This is a genomic window from Streptomyces mirabilis (assembly GCF_018310535.1).
Classification (GTDB): domain Bacteria; phylum Actinomycetota; class Actinomycetes; order Streptomycetales; family Streptomycetaceae; genus Streptomyces.
Genome location: NZ_CP074103.1, coordinates 277,332 through 297,766, shown reverse-complemented (window position 1 = coordinate 297,766; position 20,435 = coordinate 277,332). Strand labels below are relative to the sequence as shown.

The following is a 20,435-nucleotide window of genomic DNA, read 5'->3' as shown; positions in this document are numbered from 1 at the left end:
TCACGAGGGACGCATGAGGGCGTACAGGCACACGAGGGTGCCCGCCATTGCCCTCCGACCATACAGGAACACATGAAGAGCCATTCATTTCTTCATGTCCGTAGGATGAGGCCATGGGCCATGGAGCTGACGCCAAGATCACCGCCACTGCGCGCGAGCGCCTGGAAACCGTGGGCGCCACCGATGTGGCAGCCACGCTCCAGGCCCTCGCGACCCCCTCCCGGCTGCGCATCCTGGCCAGGCTCCAGGAAGGCCCGTGCGCGGCGACCGAGCTCGCCGATGCCGTCGGCATGGAGCAGTCGGCCTGCTCCCACCAGCTGCGCCTGCTGCGCAACCTCGGCCTGGTCACCGGCGAGCGCCGGGGCCGCTCGGTCATCTACGCGCTGTACGACAACCACGTGGCCGAACTGCTCGAACAGGCCCTCTTCCACGTCGAGCACCTGCGTCTCGGCCTGCGTGACGCCCCGGCCGCCGCCACGGCCGAAGCCGCCCTGTAGCCGGCGAGCCGGATACAGGGCGTACGCCTCGCTCGCATCACCCCGGCACCGCGACCGGACGCGGCGCGAGATGTCCCGTACGGTGCAAGCGCGTCACGAGTCCCGCGCAGCCCAGCCCCGTGGCGGCGAGAGCCGCCCACGGCAGCCAGCGCACCCCGGTGTCGAAGAGCGCTCCGACCGCCAGGTTCCCCAACGAGATCGCGATGCCGGACGCGGTGCTGTACGCGCCGTAGTAGGTCGCGACGAGCCGGTCCCCGGACAGCCGGACCACGGTGTCCATCTCGAACGGGTAGAGCAGCGACCCGCCCCAGGCCAGCAGCGCCGCACACAGGACGAGGGTGAGCACTCCCGCCGCAAGGCCCGCCGCTCCGTCATAAGGCCCGGGCAGCAGCGGCAGGAAGGCGACCCCCATCACCACCAACCCGTACACGATGGCCCGCGGCCCGGACAGGTTCCGCTTCGCCCACGCGGTCAGCTTCAGCTGCCCCGACAGGGCGGCCAGCGCCGAGACGGCGAAGACCGCGCCCGTCACCAAGCCGGTCCGGTCACCGAAGAGTTCGCGGGCCCGGAGCGGCAGGGCGAGATAGACCTGGAACGCCAGGACGTACGAGCCGCTCATCGCGGCGGCGAAGAGGAGGAAGGGACGGTTGGCGGCGATGGCGCGCCAGTCGGAGGCCACCGCGCGCCAGGCGGGCTCGGCGCCCCGATCGGCCGGCGCGCGCGTGGGCAGGGCACGGGCCTGAAGCACGGCCAGAGCTCCGAAGATGAGCGCCGAGACGGCGCACACGGCGCTGAAGTCCCAGGTCAGCAGCGCGAGGCCGGCGAGCGGGCCGATGAGGACGCCCGCCTGATAGAAGACGTTGAACGCGGCGAAGGCTTCGACGCGACGTTCCTCTCCCGCGTCGGCGGCGAGGTAGGCGCGTACGGCCGGGTTGAACAGCGCGCCCGCCAGGCCGGTCAGAGCCGATGCCGCGATCAGCGCGGGCAGCGTGTCCGCGAACGCGAGCAGCCCGAAGGCGACCGTGCGCAGGGCGCAGCCGGTCAGGATCATCGGCTTGCAGCCGTAGCGGTCGGCGAGGGTGCCCCCGATGAGGAACATGCCCTGCTGGGAGAGGTTGCGGATACCGAGGACCAGGCCGACCGCCCAGGCCGCGAGGCCGAGGCCATGGGCGAGGTGGTCGGCGAGGTAGGGCATGAGCATGTAGAAGCCGAGGTTGATGGCGAACTGGTTGACCATCAACAACTGCGCCGGGCGGTCGAAGGAGGCCACCTGGACCCGCAGGCCCCCGCCCCTCATCGGACACCTGCCTCTGAACGGTCGGCGGCGGGAGTGCGGCCCAGCGGATCGCGGACCTTGTTGCACCGCGTCCAGCCGGTCACCACGCACTCGTCGGGCTCGGCGATCTCGTCCGGCTCCAGCGGCGGCTCCTGGCCGAGGAGTCCGTGTTCGTCGCACCAGGCGTCGTTGTAGACGGTCTCCAGGTAGCGGTGCGGGCCGTCAGGGAAGATTGCGGCGACCCGGGTCCCGTCGGAGAACGTACGGGCGACCCATCCGGCGACGAGGGCGACGGCACCGACGCTCCAGCCGCCGGACGCGTAGTGGCGGCGGGCCAGCTGACGGCAGGCCCAGACCGCTTCGGCCGGGGCCACCCAGTGAACCTCGGCGAAGGCCCCGTAGTCGACGTTGGCGGGATGGATGCTGGAGCCCAGGCCGCGCATCAGCCTGGGGCCGGCGGGCTGCCCGAAGATCGCCGAGCTGATCGCGTCGACGCCGATCAGGGTCAGGCCGGGGAAGGACTCACGGAGGACCGAGGCGGTGCCGGCGGAGTGTCCTCCTGTGCCGACCGCGGCCACCAGGACGTCGACGCGTCCGAGCTGGGCGATGAGTTCCGTGGCCAGGGGCCGGTAGGCCGCCACGTTGTCGGGGTTGTGGTACTGGTCCGGGCAGTAGGCGTCCGGGATGCCGGCCAGCAGCTCGGCGACGCGCTCGCGCCGGGACTGCTGCCAGCCGCCCTCGGGGTGCGGGGCGGCGACGTGTTCGACGTGCGCGCCGAGGGCGGTGAGCAGCCGGACCATGGACGGTTCCATGCCGGGGTCGGAGACGACGGTGACCGGATGGCCATACGTCAGTCCGGCCAGGGCGAGGCCCAGCCCGAGGGTACCGCTGGAGGACTCGACGATCGGCGCGCCGGGTGTGAGTTCTCCGCGGCGCCGGGCCTCACGGACCATGTGCAGACCCGGGCGGTCCTTGATGCCGCCGGGGTTGGCCCCCTCCAGCTTGGCGTAGAAGCCGCGGCCCAGCGGCGCGAAGGGTTCGTCAATCCACAGGACCGGGGTGTTGCCCACGAGCTGAGCGGGACGACGGGCGATCACGGGCAGAGGGGCATTCGCCTCGAGGGGAAGGTGGAGCAGGGAGAAGTTCATGTGCGTACGGCTCCTTCGCACCCCGCACGGAGGCAGGGGTGCGGTGCAGGCGGTTCGATGGACGCGCGGGCACGCCGCAGCCCCCGGGCGACAGGCCCGGTCGGGGCAGAGCATGCGGGCGCGCCTACTGCCGCCAGACGCAGTGGAGCGCGAGGGTGGAAGGGCCGTCCCGGGAGCGGGCAACGCCAGGTGGGCGATGCCAGGCAGCGGGCCCGGCGGAAGACCCCGGGGCCGCGGGCAGGATCGGCGAGAGCCCATCCTGCTCGGCTTCGGCGACCGTGTCGTCGACGGCGGCGCGGGGCCGGTCCGCCGCGTGATCGTGTCCGTCCCCCTTGTGATCGTGCCCGGGGTGGTCGTGCCCGGGGTGGTCATGCCCGAGGGACGGCGCGAGTGTTCCGTCGTCGGCATCCTCGTGGTGGTCGTGGTGGTCGTGGTGGGAAAAGACCTCGACGGCGGCACTCACATGCGGTCCAGTGAAAGACGCGCCGTGCCCGGTACCGGAGAGATGGGCGACGATCAGCATGACGAGGCCGAGCAGCAGGCCGACCCGGCCCGGACGCCCGGCGGCGCTCGCCCCGACCCGCACTCCGATCACCTACACAGCGTATTCGATCAACTACGCTACGTCGCATCGGTGACTTGCGGAGGACGCGGGGCAGCGCTCACACGGAGCGCCGCCCGCACCCCGCCGCCCTCAGAGGCGCGCCGCCAAAGCAGCCGCCAGCCGCGGTGCCGCGAACTGGGTGCCGCAGGTGAAGCGCATCAGCGGACCGAAGGTCGCCGCCGCCTGGATACCGGTGAAGTACAGACCGGGCACAGACGACTGCAGCCCTGCGTCGAGACGTGGGAACCCTCCCGTACGCGCCAGCTCGGCCCGCAGCTCAGGAGCGACGAAGTCCAGCGCGTCCAGGCTGACCCGGTAGCCGGTCGCGGTCAGGACGTGCCCGGTCTCCATCGTGTGGGTACGCCCGTCGCCGCCCCGGGTGGTGAGGGTGACGCCGTCGCCGTCCCGCCTCGCGCCGGTGATCCGCTCCCCCAACCTCATAGGGACGACCCCGTCGAGGCGGGGCTTGAGCCACCAGGAGCCGAACGGCCCCAGTACCCGCCGCACCAGCCGCAGCCGGGTGGCCTCGGGCAGGAAGCGGAAGGCCGCTGCCTGATGGACGACCGCGTACAGCGCCCAGGACCGGCCCAGCGGGGTGTCCGGCTGCCAGTGCGGCCCCGGCGTCGGCCCCGCTCCGAACACCAGATCCCTGGCCCGGGCCAGCAGCCGGACCCTGGCCCCGGCCTCGTGCAGCAGCGCCGCGCTTTCCTGCGCGGACTGCCCTGCGCCGACGACCAGAACGTCCCGCCCGGCGAACCCGGCGAGGCCGGCATGCTGGGAACTGTGCGAGACGAGCCCGTCGGGGACAAGACCGGTCAGCGGCTCCGGCACGTACGCGAAGCCGTCCATGCCGCTGGCCACCACCACAGCGGTGGCCCGCAACTCCTCGCCGGAGGCGAGCTTGAGGTGGAAGCCGTCGGCCTGCCGGTCGACGCCGAGGACCCGGACGTCCTCGACCTCGGGCACCAGCTGCTCGGCGAACCACCGCCCGTATCGTACGAACATCTCGACCGGCACCTGATCGTGCCCGGCCAACCGGGTCTCCCCCGCCTGCCGGCAGTAGTCGTCCAGCATGAACCCGGACTCCGGCGCCGACAGCATCGATGCGCTCGGCGGCGACTTCAGCAGCATGCCCGCGGGCATGTTCTCGGCCCAGCTCGCCATCGGCGAGCCGAAGACCCTGACGTGCAAGCCGCGCGCTGTGAGATGCGCGGCGGTGGACAGGCCGTACGGGCCCGCCCCGATCACGACGACGGTCGTGGACATGAATTCCCCCTGAGGCAGCCCCGTCGGGCCACCGATGACGTGTGAGCGTTGGTGCGTGCGTGAATGTGCGATGCCCGCGCGGCCGCGTACGGCCGTTTCAGGCAGCGGTGAACGGCACGCCGAGAGGGGGACCTCGGCGTACGACACAGTCCGCGAGCGTGAGTTCGCGTGGGGAGGCGCGGGCCGGGCCCGAGAGGGCTGGCGCGACCACGGGTGCGGCGACGGGGACTTCCGCTCCGACCCGCGGGAAGAGCAGGCTCCACAACCAGGCGCACAGCGAACGCAGTTCGGCCGCCGCCACCCGGAACAGCGCGAGACGGCCGTCCTGTGCCCCGTGCAGCAGGAACGCGAGCAGCCCCGTCATGACGACATGCGCGACCACCATGGGCCAGGCGGCAGACAACCGCTCGTACGCCGCCCCCGTGCTCGCCGTGAACCAGCCGACCCCGAGGACCTGAGCCCCGACGGTGAGTACCAACTGCCGCCCGACGCGGCTCGGTCGACCGGCTCCAGGAAAAGCCAGCACGAAGAAGAGCCCGGCGAGGACACCGCGAGCGGCCCAGGACGGCGAGACGTCGAACACGACGTGGTGTCCCACGACGGCGAGCACCGTGCTCGTCACCGAGAAGACGCCCGCGCGGGCAGCCGCCAACCGCACCGTGGACGGCACGCTGCCGGAACGGTGCAGGCCGGGCACAAGGGTCGAAGTCGCCATGACCCGCCCATCATGAGGGGTGGGGCGCCCCGCTGTCACTACCGCATGCGTTCGCCCGGCCGCCTCGCGTAACTACCGCTTCTCGTAAGGGCTCTCGGGCTTCTTGATGTGCTTGACGCTGCGGGCGTCGAGCGCTGGCGGCCACGCCGCGTCCGAACCGAGCTTGCCCCTGGGGTGCCAGGTACCGGTGACCGTCACCCAACTGTCGGCTGGCGGGGCGTCGGCGGCGCGGATCTCCACCTTGTCGGCGCGGGCGTCGGCCGCGCAGCAGGAGATGAGGAGCCGGGTCAGATACCAGGTGCCGTCGTCGTCCTTGGTGACGAACCCGATCATCCGGACCGTACGGCCCTTCAGCGTCTTGGCACTGTCATAGATGGCACGGGAGCTGAACTGGCTGAGGGTGAGGTCGACCGGTTCGCCCTTCGGGAGGGCGCTGAACTTGCCGATGCCCTGGGCGGCGTACTTCGCGGCCTCGCGATCGGCGCTGTACGAGCCGAGGGCGGGCGGCGGGAAGAGGAGGAGGACGGCGACCGGGACCATCAGGAGCCAGGCGACTCGCGGGCCACGGCTGTGATCGTGGCCGTGCTCATGCTCGTCGTCCCCGTGACCAGCATCGTGCTCGCGGCCACCGTCGTGCTCATACGCGTCCGGAGCCCACCACTTGATGAGGACGGCACCGGCGATCCCCACGACGAGCAGCAACACTCCAGAGACGATCAGGTAGGGCCGCAGCCCTGCCTGCACGTACCGCAGATACAGATCGCTGAACAGCGAGATCCGCAGAACCGCGACACCGCTCAGAACCAGCAACAACGCCGGACCGTATCGCCTCACAACAACCACCACCCAACAAGCACACTGCTCACCACCGCGACGACCCACGTGGCCGCCGAGAACCTGACCGCGAAGGCCCGCCCGAACGTCCCCGCCTGAAGCGCGATGAGCTTCAGGTCGACCATCGGCCCGACCACCATGAACGCGAGCCGCGCCATCGGCGAGAACCCGCTCAGCGAGGCCGCCACGAACGCGTCCGCCTCGGAGCACACGCACAGCACCACCGCGAGCACGGCCAGCAGCAGCACCGACAGCCAGCCCGACCCGGTGAACAGATCCAGCACCGACCGCGGCACGGCGATGTTGAACGTCGCCGCGGCCGCCGCGCCCAGGACCAGGAACCCGCCCGAATGCAGGAAGTCGTGCTGCAGCCCGGCCCGGAATTCGAGCAGCCGCCCCCATCCCGTCTTCGGTACCCCGGACCCCGTAAGCCGCTTCGGTGGCCGCAACCACTCCTCGCGCCCGAACCTGACCCACAACCAGCCCATGACGACGGCCGTGGCGAGCGAGGCGACGAGTCGGCCGAGCACCATCGCGGGCTGCCCGGGGAAGGCGATGGAGGTCGCGACCAGCACGACCGGATTGATCGCGGGCGCGGAGAGAAGAAACGCGAGCGCGGCAGCCGGCGCGACACCACGCCGCATCAGGCTGTCGGCCACCGGCACGGACGCACACTCGCACCCCGGCAGTACGACACCGGCGACGCCCGCAACAGGGACGGCGAGCGCCGGGTTGCGTGGCAGCACCTTGGTGAAGACCCGCTCGGGCACGAAGGCCCCGATCGCCGCCGACACCACCGTGCCCAGCAGCAGGAACGGAACGCCCTGCACCACCACGGCCGTGAACACCGTCCACCAAGCGGCCACGGCCGGGGTGTAGAGCTGGATCGCGATGATCGGCCCCACCATGGTGGCAGCGATACCGATCGTGATCAGCGCGACGCCGCCCACCACCATCCTCACGAGGACGCGCGCGACCAGCCACACCCCATCGGCCAGACTTCGCCGATCCTCCGCGTAACCCTGGTTCTCCACGCCCTCGTTTCCCCGCCTGCCGCCGACATCCCCAAGCGCACCCGCAACACACGGACCGCAGGCGGAGCCTAGAGATGCCGCCTGTGCCCCACAGCGGAGTCACCTGTGGATCCGCACGCGCCAGGCAGGCTTGACGCAGCGCCCTGTCATTCCCCCTTCGGCATGGGGGCATACGTCGGCCTCACCTCGGGCGAAAGTCCTCCACGTCAGGTGCGGCCCCGGCGACGACGCCCTGGCACACGGCTGGACACTACGCGCCAGGGCGCCTACCCCGCTCCGAATGCGCCGTCAGGGTACGGGCCGGTAAGTGAGGAGGGCCGGGTGGCCGCCGCTGCCGTGGGGCACCGGGTAGTAGCTGCGGTGGGTCGTGGGGTCGACGGCGACGACGTGGGCGCCGTCGGCGAGGTGGGCGCGGCCGGAGACCGTCAGGCGGTGGTCGTGGCTGTCCAGGACGGTGAGCCAGCCGGATTCCGCGGCGACGTAGAGGCGATGCGCGGCGGAGTCGTAGGCGAGGACGTCGGGGTCGGAGCCGACCGCGTCGGTACCGGTGATCCGACGGGTGGTGAGGTCCACGGTGAGCAGGCGGGCGTTGCCGTCGCAGGCGACGAAGGCGAGCCGGTCGTCGGGGGCGAGGGCCAGACCGTGGTCGTGGTCGCAGCCGGGCAGCGGGATCCGGCGCGTGATGACCAGCGTGACGGGGTCGATGACCGCGAGTTGGTTGCGGCTCTGGACGTCGACGAGGATCTGGCCGCCGCCCACGGGGTCGTAGGCGACGTTGCCCGCGTCGCCACCGAGGTCGACCGTGCCGCGCACGGTGCCGGTGGCGGCGTCGATGACGGTTTCCGAGCCGCCGGATTCGTTGGTGGTCCACACCGTGCCGCGTACGGGGTCGTAGGCGAGGCCGTCCGGGTACGCGCCGGTGGGCGTGCGGTGCAGGACGGCGCCGCTGTTCTCGTCCAGAGTGACCATCTCGTCGGCGCCCGTCGCGGTCGCGTACACGCGGTGCAGGGCGGGGACGACCAGGACGCCGTGCACGTCGGGCAGCCCGGTGATGGTGCGTACGACATGGCCGGTGTGCACGTCGACCTCGATGACTTCGCTCGCGCCGAGGTGGGCGATGAAGAGCAGGCCGCGGCCGGAGTCGAGGCTGGCGTAGTCGAAACGGGAGCTGTCGCCGGGCAGGGCCAGTTCACCGACGCGCTGCAGGGGGAGGGCGCGGCGGGGCGGCTCGGAGGTCCGGGTCAGCAGCACGCCGGCCACCACTCCGGCTGCGGCGAGGAGCAGGGCGGCGGCCAGGACGAGGAGGACCCGGCGTCGTGGGAGGGGGGTCATCGGCGGGCCTCCTGGGGTTCGGCAGTCAGCGGGCGGAGGCGGTGGGCGTCGTCGAACAGGGCGCGTTCGCCGAGGCGGGCGGCGGTCACGGCGGCAAGAGCGGCAGCGGCGAGCAGCATGTACATCACGACGATCTGGTAGCGGATGGCGGTGAGCGGGTCGACTCCGGCGAGGATGAGGCCGGTCATGGCGCCGGGCAGGCTGATGATGCCGACGGTCTTGGTGGAGTCGATCGCGGGGATCAGCGCGGTGCGCACGATGGTGCGCTGGTGCGGGGCGAACGCGTCCGCCGCCGCGAGGCCGAGGCTGAGACGGGCCTCGATGGCGGGCCGAGCGGTGCGGGCCTCGTCGCACAGCCGGGTCAGCGCCAGGGAGGTGGCCTGCATGGCGCCGGAGACGACCATGCCCCCGACGGGGATCACCACCCGGGCCTGGGTCGCGATCACGCCCAGGGCGAGGAGGGTGCCGAGGGTCGCGGCGGTGCCGACGGCGACCGCGGCGGTGGCCGTGGCCAGGGCCCGGGGCAGACCGGGGGCGCGACGGGCGCCGACCCGGCCGGCGATGAGCACCATGACCGCGAGCCAGCCGATGGCTCCGGCCAGTCCGGTGTGACGGAAGACCAGCAGCAGGATGGCGCCGACTGCGGCCAGCTGCAGCCCCGCACGGACGCCCGCGACGGCGATGTCGCGGGTCAGGTGTAGGCGTCCGCGCCAAGCGACGGCGGCAGCGAGAACGACCAGCGCGGCGGAGGCGGCCACGCCTGCCCAGGTGGGGACGGCGGGGTTCATGCGCCCTCCTTGAGGTAGCCGACGTGGTGTGCGTGGCCCTGTTCGACGAGTCGTCCGCTGTCGAGGACGAGGACCTGGTCGCTCACGCGGCGGGCCTGCGCGGTGTTGTGGCTGACCAGGACGACGGTCAGACCGTCGACAGCCAGCTCCCGTACGACCCGTTCGACGGTCGCGGCGCCGACCGCGTCGAGGGCGGAGGTGGGCTCGTCCAGTAGCAGTGCCTGCGGATTGACGGCGAGCGCCCGTGCCAGGCAAACGCGTTGGGCTTCACCGCCCGACAGGCCCACGGTCGCACGGTGGAGGTAGGCGGCGGACAGGTGGACGCGTTCAAGCAGTGCCGCTGCTCGGGGTTCGTCCAGATCGCGTCGGCCGACGCGCAGGTCGTCCAGGACGGTGTCGGTGAGCAGTACGGGCTGCTGGCCGACGAGGGTGACCTGGCGACGCAGCGTGAGGACGTCCCAGTCGGGGAGCAGGCGGCCCTGGAACGTCACGGTTCCGCTCACGGGTTCTTCCAGACGGTTGAGCAGCCGCAGCAGGGTGGTCTTGCCCGCACCGCTCGGCCCGACCAGCGCGGTGCAGGCCGAGGCGGGGATGCGGCAGGTCACCGCGTCCAGCAGGGTCGCGGCGCCCCGTCGCACCGTGACCTGCTCCAGGGCGAACGCGGGAGCGCTTGCGTCCACGACAGGGCCGGCCTCCCTCGTCACAGTAGTTTCAGTGCAACCATGGTTGCACTGAATGGTGGGTGGTGTCAGTAGTCGATGGGATCGGTGGGTGCGTCAGGTGGTGGGCGGGACGAGGTTGGTGGCGTCCAGGGCGGGGCGCAGGGCCTTGGCGAGGGTGACGCCGTCGGCGGTGGCCCAGAAGTGCATGTAGAACAGGCGGGGCTGGTCGTTGAGAGAGTGGTTGTGGAGCTCGACGATGTCGATGTTGCCCTTGCGCAGCGCCTGGATGACCTTCTGCACCTCGGGTGCGGTCATGACGAAGTCGCCGTTGATGGCGGCCTTGTTGTCACCCAGCGGCTGGAAGTTGATGCCGGTGGTGATACCGAAGGCGGGAGGCAGCACGTGCGTGCCGTCGGTGATGGTCTCGTTGCGGGCGATGGAGAACTTGTAGATGCCGCCGTCCGCGGTGCCCTTGCGGCCGAGCGCCTTGTCGATGCCGGCGGTGTCCAGGGCGATGGGCGGTTGGGTGGCCGGGGGCGGCGAGGCCGGCGGGATGGAAGTCGCGGCCAGCGCGGCCTTGACCCCCTGCGCGAGCTTCACCGGGTCGCCCATGGCGTGGATGTGCGTCCACCAGATCGCCGGGGACTGCTGGAGCAGGTGCTTGTGCAGCGCGGTCTGCTCGATCCCGGCGGCCTGCAGCGCGTCGGTGACCTTGGGCAGTTCGGTCTCGGTGACGACCAGGTCGCCCATGAGCATCGTCTCGTGACGGTACTTGGCGAAGGCCGCGTACCCGCCGAGCGACAGGCCCGGCTTCACGGTCACCCCCTGGGTGGTGACGGTGAGGTCCTTGCGGGGCAGCGGGACGCGGTAGACGGTGTTGCCCATCAGTGTGCCGGTGCGGCCGAGGGTGTCGGCGACCGGCTTCCAGTCCGCCTCCGTGGTCTGCACGGGCGGCTGCGGCCTGACGTGCCGGGCGGCCTGGGCCGCGACCACGTGCGTACCGCCAGCGGCGTTGTCTCTCGAATCACTGCCGCACCCTGCCAGCAGGCCGGAGCCCGCCGCCAGAAGGAGGGCGGCTGCTGTCCCTGCGACCGGCTTCATGCGCGAACGGGGTGACATGACTGCTCCTCGTCGGAATCGTTGTCAGGTGTCGAAGGTGCCCGTGGACATCAGCGAAGCCGCCCCCGATGAAGCTGACGTGAAGACACACCCCATCGCGCGAAGACACACCTCACGGAACGAAGCCGAGACCCACGGAACGAAGCCAAGGCCCACGGAGCGTGGCCAGGGCCCACCGAGCGGCGACACGACCCACCGCGCGCGGCTTCATCCCTCCTTCATCAGGGACAGTCACCGTGAGACGAAGCGGCGGCATGAACGGCGTACGAGGAAGGCGCGATGCGGATTCTGGTGGTCGAGGACGAGCCCAAGATGCGGGGTCTGCTGCGCCGGGCCCTGTCCGAGGAGGGGTACGCCGTCGATGCCGCCGGCGACGGGCCGCAGGCACTCGCTCTGACGGCCGTGGCCGCGTTCGACGCCATGGTGCTGGACGTGATGCTGCCCGGCCTGGACGGCTTCGGCGTCTGCGCCACGCTACGGCGGCAGGGGAACTGGCTGCCCGTGCTGATGCTGACCGCAAAGGACACGGTCGCCGACCGCGTGCACGGCCTGGACGGCGGAGCGGACGACTACCTCACCAAACCGTTCAGCCTGGAAGAACTGCTCGCCCGGCTGCGGGCCCTGATCCGCCGCGGCCCCGTCGAGCGACCCGCGGTCCTCACCGCCGGCGACCTGAGTCTGGACCCGGCCACCCGCACCGTACGACGCGGCACGGAGGAGATCACCCTGACCGCCAAGGAGTACGCGCTCCTGGAGGCCCTGATGCGCCGCCCCGGCACCGTCCTGACCCGCGCGATGCTGGTGGAGCACTGCTGGGACCTGGGCACCAGCCCCGGCTCCAACGTGGTCGACGCCCACATCAAGGCGCTTCGCGGCAAGATCGACCGCCCCTACGGCACCCAGGCCGTCGAGACCGTGCGCGGTGCCGGATACCGGCTGCGACGCGACGGCGGGCGTCCGAGCGGTGGCGCCGTCGGTGCTCGCGACACCGACTGCCGAACGCCATGAAGCGCATCCCACTGCGCATCCGCCTCACCGCGATCTTCGCCGCGGCGATGGCCCTGGTCCTGGCCGGAGCCGGCTATGTCACCCTCAGCCGCTTCCGTGAGGCGCAGACCGAGTACGGCACGGCCACCGGTGTGGCCCGCGAGGCCCAACAGGCAGCCCTCGACGACCTGGCGCGTGAGCTGGCGACCGCGCTGCCCATCGTTTTCGTACTGGCGACCGTCGGCGCCTACCTGCTGGCCGCAGCCGCGCTGCGGCCAGTGGAACGCATGCGCACCCAGGCCGCCGCCGTCACCGAGGACACCCCCGGCCGGCGCCTCGACGTGCCGCCCAGCCGCGACGAGATCGCCCGCCTCGCCGCCACGCTCAACGACATGCTGGCCCGGCTGCAGGCCGCCCTGGACCGCGAACGCCTCTTCGTGGCCGACGCCGGCCACGAACTGCGCACCCCGCTCAGCCTGTTGCGCACCGAGATCGAACTCGCCCTGCGCCACCCACGCGACGCCACCGAACTGCGCGCCGCACTCGTCTCCGCCCTTGAGGAGACCGTACGACTGGTCCAGCTCACCGAAGACCTGCTGCTCCTCGCCCGCACCGATCACCGGGACAGCTCCCCCGCCGCGGCCGGCACGACGGTAGGTGACCTGGAGCCCGTACTGCACCGGGTGGCCGATCGCCTGCGCAACGGCGCGGCCGACCGGCCGGTCGTCGTCGACTGCCCCACCGGCCTGACGGCCATGATCCCCGAGGACCGGCTGGAGCGCGCGGTGACGAACCTCCTCCGCAACGCCCAGCAGCACGCCATGGGCCCCATCGAGCTGACCGCTCACCCGCACGGCGGTCAGGTGCGCATCCAGGTCCGCGACCACGGCCCCGGCTTCCCGCCCGACTTCCTGCCGCACGCCTTCGACCGGTTCACCCAGGCCGACCGCGCCCGCGCCACCACCGGCACCGGTCTCGGCCTGGCCATCACCGCCGCCATCGCCCGCTCGTGCGGTGGTGACTACGGCGCCGCCAACCACCCCGAGGGAGGCGCAACCGTGTGGATCACACTCCCCTCCAAATTGTCGTAACCACGGTTACATGCAACCATGGTTACAACATACGACTGGGAGCCTCAGGAGCCCGAATGATCCGCGCACCGCATTCCGAGCGAGCCGGGGACCGTCATGCCCGCTGACCGGGCCGTACGCGATCCGGGCGAGTGGATGCTGTTGTCCTACCGGATGCCCCGGGAGCCCTCCACGCCCCGCATCGCCGTGTGGCGCAAGCTGAAGCGGCTGGGTGTCGCCCAGCTCTCCGACGGACTGGTCGCACTGCCCGCCGACGCCCGTACCCGCGAGCAGCTGGAGTGGATCGCGGACGAAGCGATCGAGGCGGGCGGCACCGCCTCGATCTGGCTCGCCCGGCCCGCGACGCTCACGCAGGAACGGGAACTGGCCACCGGCATGGCGGACGCCCGCGCCGCCGAATACCAGAGCGTCATCGACCAGGCCGCCCAAGCCACGGCGAGCGGCGCGAACACCACCACGGCCGTGCGGCGACTCCGCGCCGAGCTGCGCCGCATCGGCCGCCGCGACTTCTTCCCGCCACCCGAACGCGACCGGGCCCACGCCGCCGTACGCACCCTGGCCGACGAACCCGCCACGCCCGACGGGTCCGAGACCGATGAGCCGAGCCAGCCCCAGACCGACGGCGTCGGCGACGTACCGCTGGAGACCACACACCACCAGGAGGAAAAATCATGAAGTGGGCAACCCGCGCCGGAATCCACATCGACCGCGCTGCCTGTTCCTGGTTGATCCGCCGCCACGTCGACAAGGAGGCGGAGTTCGTCTTCGTCACCGACCCCGCCCAGGTCCCCGAGCACGCGACGCCGTTCGACATGCGCGGCGTGGACCTCGGCCACCACGGCGGGGACTGCTCCTTCGAGACGATCCTGCGCCGCTACGAACTCACCGACCCGGTGCTGTGGAAGCTTGCCGAGATCGTGCACGAGGCCGACCTCGACGACGAACGCTACGACGCCCCCGAAGCACCGGGGTTGGACGTCGCCCTGCGCGGCCTGTCCATGATCTGCGACGACGAACGCGTCCTCGAACTGACCGGCCCGCTCTTCGACGGCCTGTACGAATACCACCGCCGCGCCGGCCTCCTGGGACGGGAACCGTCATGAGCGCCGGTACACGTCCAGGCAGAGACAGCACCGGGGACGAAAGCAGCGTCCGCGGCAAGGCCCTCGGCACCACGACCGAACTCTCGGCCGCGCCGCAGGCCGGCTTCCCCGCGGTGCTGCGGTACTTCCTGCGGCTGGGCACACTCGGCTTCGGCGGACCCATCGCGGTCGTCGGCTACATGCAGCGCGACCTCGTCGAGCAGCGCGGCTGGCTGGCCAAACAGGACTTCCTGGACGGCGTCGCCCTGGGCCAGACCATGCCCGGCCCGCTGGCCGCCCAGGTCGCCATGTGGGTCGGCTACCTGCGCCGCGGAGCACTGGGCGCCGCCGCCACCGCGCTGGCCTTCATCGCCCCGTCGTTCGCGATGGTCGTCGCCGTCGCGGCGGTCTACTCGCACTACGCGGGCCTTCCCGTCGTACAGTCCCTCTTCTACGGCATCGCCCCCGCCGTGATGGCGATCATCACCATCGCCGCCTACAAACTCATCAAGATCACCGACGGCAAGGACTGGCGGGCCTGGACGATCAGCGCCACGGTGTTCACGGTCACCGCCGTCACCGGCAAGGAACCCGTCTACCTCATCGTCGCCGCCGGCCTCCTCCTGATCCTCTTCGACGCCCGCCCCACCAGTTGGCGTCGGCGCCGCCGCATACCGCCCGCCGACAGCACCGGCCTGAAGGCTCTGACCGTGCTGCCAGTGGCGGCCGCCGGCAGCCTGGGTGCCACGGCCTCAGGCGGGACCCTGGCCTCGCTGGGCTTGTTCTTCCTCAAGACCGGTGCCCTGGTCTTCGGCTCCGGCCTGGCGATCGTGCCGCTGCTGCGCGAAGGCGTGGTCGCCCAACACCACTGGCTCACCCAAGCCCAGTTCCTCGACGCCGTCGCCATAGGCCTGATAACCCCGGGCCCGGTCGTCATCACCGCCGCTTTCATCGGCTACCTGGTCGCCGGCCCTGTCGGTGCCCTCGTCGCCGCCGTGGCGATCTTCACGCCGATCTACCTCGGCGTTGTCGTCCCCGGCCGCTGGTTCACCCGCCATCGCGACAACCGCCAGATCAAGGCGTTCGTCACCGGTGCCACCGCGGCGGCGGCCGGCGCCCTGTCCGGCGCCGTGGTGGTTCTGACCCGGCAGGCCGTCACCAATCTCACGACCGCCGCCATCGCCCTGGTCACCCTCGCCCTGCTGTGGCGGTTCAAGAAGATCCCCGAACCCTACGTCGTGGTCGCTGCCGGAATGCTGGGCGTCCTCCTGCACTGACAACACCCCCACGGAGCAGCAGATGAACATCGCCCTGGCCGTCGGCGAGACCTTCACCCGCCCGCATATCCTGCTCACCGCCGCCGTCACCGCCGTCCTCGCGGGCGCCGCCGCGCTGTGGCGGCTGCCGCGCGGCGCGTGGAGCGACATCGCCGCACTCACGGTGCTCTCCGGCGCCTCGGTCTTCTTGTGGCGTGTCTCGGCGAACATGCCACAACTCAACGCGGACGGACTGTCCGGCTTCTCGGCCAACGACTGGCTCGCCCCCGTCCTGACCTACGTCTTCCTCGGCGTCTACGCCCAACTGCGCCCGCCCGCCGACCCACCGCGCTACGGGCAGGCCCGGGCCCTGGCCGTCCTCGCCTCCCTCGTCGTCAACGTCGTCACCATCTGACGCCCTCCGACCCCACACGAATCCTGATGGGCGTCAGCGGCCTACGCCAGGTCGAGGTCTCGAAGCCCGTCGAGGACACGCTGCACAAGCGCGACCTCCGGCGCCCCCGTCTCGACGGCTTGGCGAACTTCCTCATGAACCTCAGGGGGACACGCCGAACGATACTTTCAAGTGCCTCCGAGGCTTCCCGACTCGCCGTCCGCCGACTTCCGACTACACCCCGCACCAACCGGGCGCAACGCCAACCACTGCCCAGCATGAGGCCCTGGAACCGAGTTACGGGCCAGCCTGTGCCTCGGCTCGTCACGCGCCGTCGACGGCAGCTGGATGATTCTCGATCCATGCGAGCCCGCCGAGGTCCAGTTGGCGGCGGGCGCGTGTAACGGCGACGTAGGCGAGGCGCGCGTCCGTATCGCTCACGGGTTCCGGGATCGGGCGGCCGCTGTCGTCCTGCTGGTCACTGTCCGGCGGCGGGGGGAAGTCGTCGGCGATTCTAATTTCGGACCACTCCCGGCCTTTTGCTTTGTGGGCTGTGGAGACCGTGACCTCGGCCTTGTTTTCATCGGTCAGCGCGTCGACGGCGGCGATGATGGCTTCGGGTCCGTGGGTCTCGACAAGTTCCACGAACGGCCGGAGATCTCGGCCGGCGGGATCGTGCTCCGCATAGTCTTGCAATTCACCCCAGGAGGCGAAGAGGACCAGTTCGGGGTGGGAAGTGCGATGGCCGGCTTTGAGGTCCCGGGCAGCGAGCGCCAGCACGATGAGTGTCTGTCCACCGCGTGTCAGAGCCACCCGACGGCCCGCTTCCAACTGCCTCATGACTTCGGCCATGGCGCCGATGTTGGTGCGGCACAGCACTGCGTCCGGACAAGTGACCAGACCGACTTTCGTTGGAATCGTGTCGGTACCAGTCAGCCGGATCGGCGCGTCGGTGAAGGCGAGCCACCGGTTTGCCTGTTCAGCGAGGAGAGGGCCGAAGCGGAAGGAACGGGTCAAGGTGAGGTGGGTGGCGTCGAAGCCTGTCATCACGTCCCGGGCACCACGCCACCCGTAGATGGCTTGGGCTGAGTCGCCGACCATCACCAGCTGGGCGTGGCCGCGTTGAGCGGTGAAGACCTGCTCAAGGACGGGGTTGGTGTCCTGGGCTTCGTCGAGGAAGAGGAAATCGGCCTCGACCTTCGGTTCGGTAAGAGCCCACATCTTCAGGTAGTGGTCGTGCTCGAAGCGGACCACGCCTTCCTCGTGATTCTGCAGATCTGTCCAGGCCTTCTCAGCGAACGGCATGACTGCGTCGGCGAGTTGGGTCTGTTCTTCCGGTGTTCCGAGCCTGCGCAAGGCCGGTACGTGGCGGGGTGCCAGAGCCCTATCGGCGGACTGGCAGAAACGGGTCACCGTACGCAGCACGAGGTGGGACAGGGTCCTGTGGCTGATCTCGTGATCACCGATGCGGACGGGCGACCTGATACCGAGGGCCTGCCCGATCCGCCATGCGGGCTGACGAGGGCTGCTGAGACGGCGAGCGAAGCGGTGGCCGACGGCTGCATAGGCCGTAGAGTGCGCGGTCTTGCACAGCACGGAACGCGGGAAGCGGGCCGCGGCGTCGTTGGCGATGTCCCTGTTGAAAGCGAGGTAGCGGCCACGGCGTCGGGTACTCGAGGCAAGCAAGCACAGCGTGCTGGTCTTGCCGGTGCCGGCGCCGGCTTGCAGCACCAGGTGGCGACCGTCACGGAAGGCTTCGACGGCGTGAGCCTGTTCGTCGGTGGGCGTGTACAACACGGACTCCGTGGGGGAGATGAGTTAAGGGGTCGTGTGGGAGCTGTTCGGACTGCAGCGGACCGCGTCGCGCAAGGGAGGAGAGGACGCGAGGTGACAGCGGTCGAGCAGGACTCGGGCCACACAGACCAGCACGTCTTCAGGGACGTGGTGGACGAGGAGACCCTGGAGCTGTGCGGCCAGTTGCCGAGTACGGTCCCGCTCATCCCGTTCAAGGGCCGCTGCGACGGTCCGGCCGAGGAAGTCTCCGGGCTTCTGCCCCCGGGCTGCCGCGGCCTGGCCAATCGCCGAGCGCAAGGCGCAGGTGAGGGCAAGGCTGAGCAGAACCTGACCTGATGCGTCGGGGTAGTAAGTCGTCAGAACGTCGATGGGCAGTAGTCGATCGAGTTCGTGGCGAAGTGACCGCAGCACACGCCCCGACGACTTGGCCCGGCGCACGGTCATCAGGCGGGTGCGGTCTGCGTTCACCGCGAGCAGCATGGCTCGGCACGCTCGCTGAAGCTCTCCAGGGGTGGTCGGCCTGGTCAGGATGATCTCCACGGCGTGCTCCTGTCTCATCGTCGGCCTGCTCTCCGCGCGTCGCCACCCGGGCGTGGCCGACGAACATGGGTCGGAAGACGAGGATGCACGTGCGCGTGGTGGACGAGCGGGTCGAAGGGTTCCCAGTCCGTCAGTGCGAGGTCCGCTGCTGTCGGGGCAGCCGCGTGCTGAGGACAGCGCTGCGTGCGCCAGCGCAACTGCTCGGCGTACGGCAGGGAGGACAGGTCATACAGAGCCATTGCCTCAGAGGGCAGGGCCAGTTGACCTTGAGCAGCCGTTGCGGGGACCAATTTCCAGACGCCCGCCAAGCCGTCCAAAGCGAGCATCCTGTGGGTGCATCGGTCACGCTGCCGCGTCTGGGCCACACACTGGATCTCGCCCACGGGGCGTGCGGCGAGGTAGCGAACGTACAGGAGTTGTACAACGGGTCTGGCGGGTCGGCAGGAATCCTCCGGCTGTTGCGGCGAACGGTCTGTCGGCGTGCTCGGCGTGAAGACACCGGCGTCGGTCAGGCGGCGCGTGTTCACGGCCAGCATCCGACGCAGCCTGGTCAGCGCGGGGACGATGGCGGCGCCAGCATCACGAGCCGGGCAGACGACGGTGTGGGCCAGTCGGCACCACGCAGTGCCGTCCCCGGCGGGATGTGCGAGGCCGGAGCTGACGTGCCAGCGGTAGTCGGCGGGCACCTCGGCTACCGGGAGCTCCTGCGGATGCAGGCGGACGGGGCGGTCACGAACTCGGTGGTACCACTCGACGGGGTTTCCGCACTCACGGCAACGGTCGCGCTGCGCACAGCGCAGAAGCCGGGTGGGGCTGTCGGGCTCAACACGCAATGACCGTCGCTGGTGGGCCTGAACGGGGCTGCCGTCCCAGTGGCGGCGTGTAGATGAGGGGCGCATGCGCGCGAAGGTGCCAGGCAACACGCCGTACGGGCGACGTCCAGGCCGGTGGAGTCCGCCGAATGGCCCCATCCGAGGCGACATTCATTCGAATCTCCGCTCGAGCGTTCGCGCTGGGCTCGCCTGATCGGGTGGTTTGTTACATAGGCCCCGGCAGCCTGTCAGTCGCTCGCCCGCCGGGGTGGTTCGTGCCCGCGGCAGAGGGCTCCGAAGAGTTCGTCGAGCGGAGTGCTGAGCGCGTGAGCGAGGGCGTGCCACGTCTTAAGGGTGCCGATCGTGCGACCTTGCTCGATCTCGATGAGGGTCCTTCTGGCCAGGCCGCTCCGGGCGGCTAGCTCGTCGTATGTCCATCCCCGCGCCGCACGCAGCCGAGCGAGCTCCAGACGCAGAGCGTCGAAGTCCGGATCGGGCGGGAAGATCGTCACCCGACTATCCGACGGTGCAGACACCTGCCCTGTCAGTGCAGACCTCTGCCCTATTTCCGCCCGTCAGTAGCTCAGCAAAAGGCAGAGGTCTGCACTACCGTGTGCGCGATCCCAGCCCGACGGGGGCCGGCGCGGAACGACAGGAGGAACGCACGCGCCATGAGGCTCCGCTTCAACCACCCCAGAGTGCAGCGCAGCTGGACAGTTGAACTGCGACCGCAGCCTGGCGGCCCAGTCCTCGTGTGCCAGCAGTGCCCCCACACCGGCCGACCGCTCAACGGCCCCTCGGCCCGCGCCGAACTCCTGGCCCACCTGGCCCTCCATGCACGCCGGGCCCCACTGCCGACACACCTGCGGACATGCCAGTGCCACGAACGAGGCTGCTGCTGGCACCGCCGCCACCGGGGATGCCAGGGCCCCATCCGACTCCTGCTCGCGCGCGAACGCGGCGGACGCCTGTGGCGACTCACCGACGCATGCACCGCATGCTCCGCAGCCACCTCGGAGGCCACCGTGGTCCCCGACACAATCTTGACCGCCACGACGTCACCGACTGGGCACAGGAACACCCGCCGCAGATCACGCCGTCCCAAAGATCCTGACAGCCAAACCCGAGTACGCGAAATGCTGAGTTACCTCGCCAGCGCCCTCCCGGCTGACACCGGCGCCGCCGCCCGGCTGATCGCCCTTCA

General features: G+C 70.6%; 22 protein-coding genes. 8 read left to right on the top strand and 14 right to left on the bottom strand.

The features are described 5' to 3' along the window. The first annotated feature begins 113 nt into the window (after positions 1-113). Entirely contained in the window at positions 114-497 is a 384-nt protein-coding gene (locus SMIR_RS42005) for an ArsR/SmtB family transcription factor (RefSeq protein ID WP_212728733.1), read from the top strand. Positions 498-534: 37 nt separating this feature from the next. Here the strand turns inward: SMIR_RS42005 and SMIR_RS42000 are convergent, their stop codons facing one another. The 11 genes from SMIR_RS42000 to SMIR_RS41950 form a co-directional block, all read right to left on the bottom strand. Beyond that, positions 535-1,794, bottom strand: a complete 1,260-nt coding sequence (locus SMIR_RS42000; RefSeq protein ID WP_212728732.1) for an MDR family MFS transporter — start codon at positions 1,792-1,794, stop codon at positions 535-537. Then, entirely contained in the window at positions 1,791-2,921 is a 1,131-nt protein-coding gene (locus SMIR_RS41995; protein WP_212728731.1) for a PLP-dependent cysteine synthase family protein, read from the bottom strand. The genes SMIR_RS42000 and SMIR_RS41995 overlap by 4 nt, the downstream gene beginning before the upstream one ends. Before the next feature lie 124 nt (positions 2,922-3,045). Then, a complete protein-coding gene (locus SMIR_RS41990) occupies positions 3,046-3,516 on the bottom strand; it encodes a hypothetical protein (RefSeq protein ID WP_212728730.1) in 471 nt (156 codons plus the stop codon). Between the two features lie 99 nt (positions 3,517-3,615). Then, positions 3,616-4,791, bottom strand: a complete 1,176-nt coding sequence (locus SMIR_RS41985; protein ID WP_212728729.1) for an FAD-dependent oxidoreductase — start codon at positions 4,789-4,791, stop codon at positions 3,616-3,618. A gap of 97 nt (positions 4,792-4,888) precedes the next feature. Beyond that, positions 4,889-5,506: a hypothetical protein gene (locus SMIR_RS41980; protein WP_212728728.1), complete on the bottom strand. Its 618-nt coding sequence runs from the start codon at positions 5,504-5,506 to the stop codon at positions 4,889-4,891. Positions 5,507-5,578: 72 nt separating this feature from the next. Continuing rightward, positions 5,579-6,319, bottom strand: a complete 741-nt coding sequence (locus tag SMIR_RS41975; protein ID WP_422664545.1) for a TIGR03943 family putative permease subunit — start codon at positions 6,317-6,319, stop codon at positions 5,579-5,581. Positions 6,320-6,336: 17 nt separating this feature from the next. Then, the gene (locus SMIR_RS41970) at positions 6,337-7,296 is read right to left on the bottom strand and encodes a permease (RefSeq protein ID WP_212728927.1); all 960 of its coding nucleotides are present in this window, start codon (positions 7,294-7,296) and stop codon (positions 6,337-6,339) included. Positions 7,297-7,662: 366 nt separating this feature from the next. Further along, positions 7,663-8,706 carry a YncE family protein gene (locus SMIR_RS41965; RefSeq protein WP_249938707.1) on the bottom strand — a complete coding sequence of 348 codons (1,044 nt, stop codon included), beginning with the start codon at positions 8,704-8,706 and terminating at the stop codon, positions 7,663-7,665. Further along, positions 8,703-9,494: an ABC transporter permease gene (locus tag SMIR_RS41960; RefSeq protein ID WP_212728726.1), complete on the bottom strand. Its 792-nt coding sequence runs from the start codon at positions 9,492-9,494 to the stop codon at positions 8,703-8,705. Before SMIR_RS41960 ends, SMIR_RS41965 begins: the two co-directional genes overlap by 4 nt. Continuing rightward, positions 9,491-10,174, bottom strand: coding sequence for an ABC transporter ATP-binding protein (locus SMIR_RS41955; protein WP_212728725.1), 684 nt, complete (start codon positions 10,172-10,174; stop codon positions 9,491-9,493). Before SMIR_RS41955 ends, SMIR_RS41960 begins: the two co-directional genes overlap by 4 nt. A 96-nt stretch (positions 10,175-10,270) precedes the next feature. Further along, the gene (locus SMIR_RS41950; RefSeq protein ID WP_249938706.1) at positions 10,271-11,275 is read right to left on the bottom strand and encodes a DUF1259 domain-containing protein; all 1,005 of its coding nucleotides are present in this window, start codon (positions 11,273-11,275) and stop codon (positions 10,271-10,273) included. Between the two features lie 279 nt (positions 11,276-11,554). Here SMIR_RS41950 and SMIR_RS41945 point away from each other — a divergent pair, with 279 nt between their 5' ends. From SMIR_RS41945 to SMIR_RS41920, 6 genes are all read left to right on the top strand, one after another. Beyond that, positions 11,555-12,283 (top strand): response regulator transcription factor, encoded by a 729-nt coding sequence (locus SMIR_RS41945; RefSeq protein ID WP_212728724.1) that lies wholly within the window; start codon positions 11,555-11,557, stop codon positions 12,281-12,283. Then, positions 12,280-13,353, top strand: coding sequence for a sensor histidine kinase (locus SMIR_RS44515; RefSeq protein ID WP_212728723.1), 1,074 nt, complete (start codon positions 12,280-12,282; stop codon positions 13,351-13,353). Before SMIR_RS41945 ends, SMIR_RS44515 begins: the two co-directional genes overlap by 4 nt. A 96-nt stretch (positions 13,354-13,449) precedes the next feature. Next, entirely contained in the window at positions 13,450-14,028 is a 579-nt protein-coding gene (locus tag SMIR_RS41935) for a Chromate resistance protein ChrB (protein ID WP_349636937.1), read from the top strand. Beyond that, entirely contained in the window at positions 14,025-14,456 is a 432-nt protein-coding gene (locus SMIR_RS41930) for a chromate resistance protein ChrB domain-containing protein (RefSeq protein WP_212728722.1), read from the top strand. Before SMIR_RS41935 ends, SMIR_RS41930 begins: the two co-directional genes overlap by 4 nt. Then, on the top strand, positions 14,453-15,712 hold the full coding sequence (chrA, locus tag SMIR_RS41925) for a chromate efflux transporter (RefSeq protein ID WP_212728721.1): 1,260 nt from the start codon (positions 14,453-14,455) through the stop codon (positions 15,710-15,712). Before SMIR_RS41930 ends, chrA begins: the two co-directional genes overlap by 4 nt. Positions 15,713-15,734: 22 nt before the next feature. After that, the gene (locus tag SMIR_RS41920; protein ID WP_212728720.1) at positions 15,735-16,106 is read left to right on the top strand and encodes a hypothetical protein; all 372 of its coding nucleotides are present in this window, start codon (positions 15,735-15,737) and stop codon (positions 16,104-16,106) included. Between the two features lie 303 nt (positions 16,107-16,409). On the opposite strand, the gene SMIR_RS41915 is transcribed toward SMIR_RS41920, so the two are convergent. Next, positions 16,410-17,879 (bottom strand): UvrD-helicase domain-containing protein, encoded by a 1,470-nt coding sequence (locus SMIR_RS41915; RefSeq protein ID WP_212728719.1) that lies wholly within the window; start codon positions 17,877-17,879, stop codon positions 16,410-16,412. Positions 17,880-17,972: 93 nt separating this feature from the next. Between SMIR_RS41915 and SMIR_RS41910 the strand changes: the two genes are divergently transcribed. After that, a complete protein-coding gene (locus tag SMIR_RS41910) occupies positions 17,973-18,215 on the top strand; it encodes a hypothetical protein (RefSeq protein ID WP_212728718.1) in 243 nt (80 codons plus the stop codon). 218 nt (positions 18,216-18,433) lie between these two features. On the opposite strand, the gene SMIR_RS44200 is transcribed toward SMIR_RS41910, so the two are convergent. Both SMIR_RS44200 and SMIR_RS41900 read right to left on the bottom strand, forming a co-directional pair. Then, positions 18,434-19,318 (bottom strand): DUF6083 domain-containing protein, encoded by an 885-nt coding sequence (locus SMIR_RS44200; protein ID WP_249938705.1) that lies wholly within the window; start codon positions 19,316-19,318, stop codon positions 18,434-18,436. A 161-nt stretch (positions 19,319-19,479) separates the two neighbouring features. After that, entirely contained in the window at positions 19,480-19,743 is a 264-nt protein-coding gene (locus SMIR_RS41900; protein WP_212728716.1) for a helix-turn-helix transcriptional regulator, read from the bottom strand. Positions 19,744-20,435 lie beyond the last annotated feature (692 nt).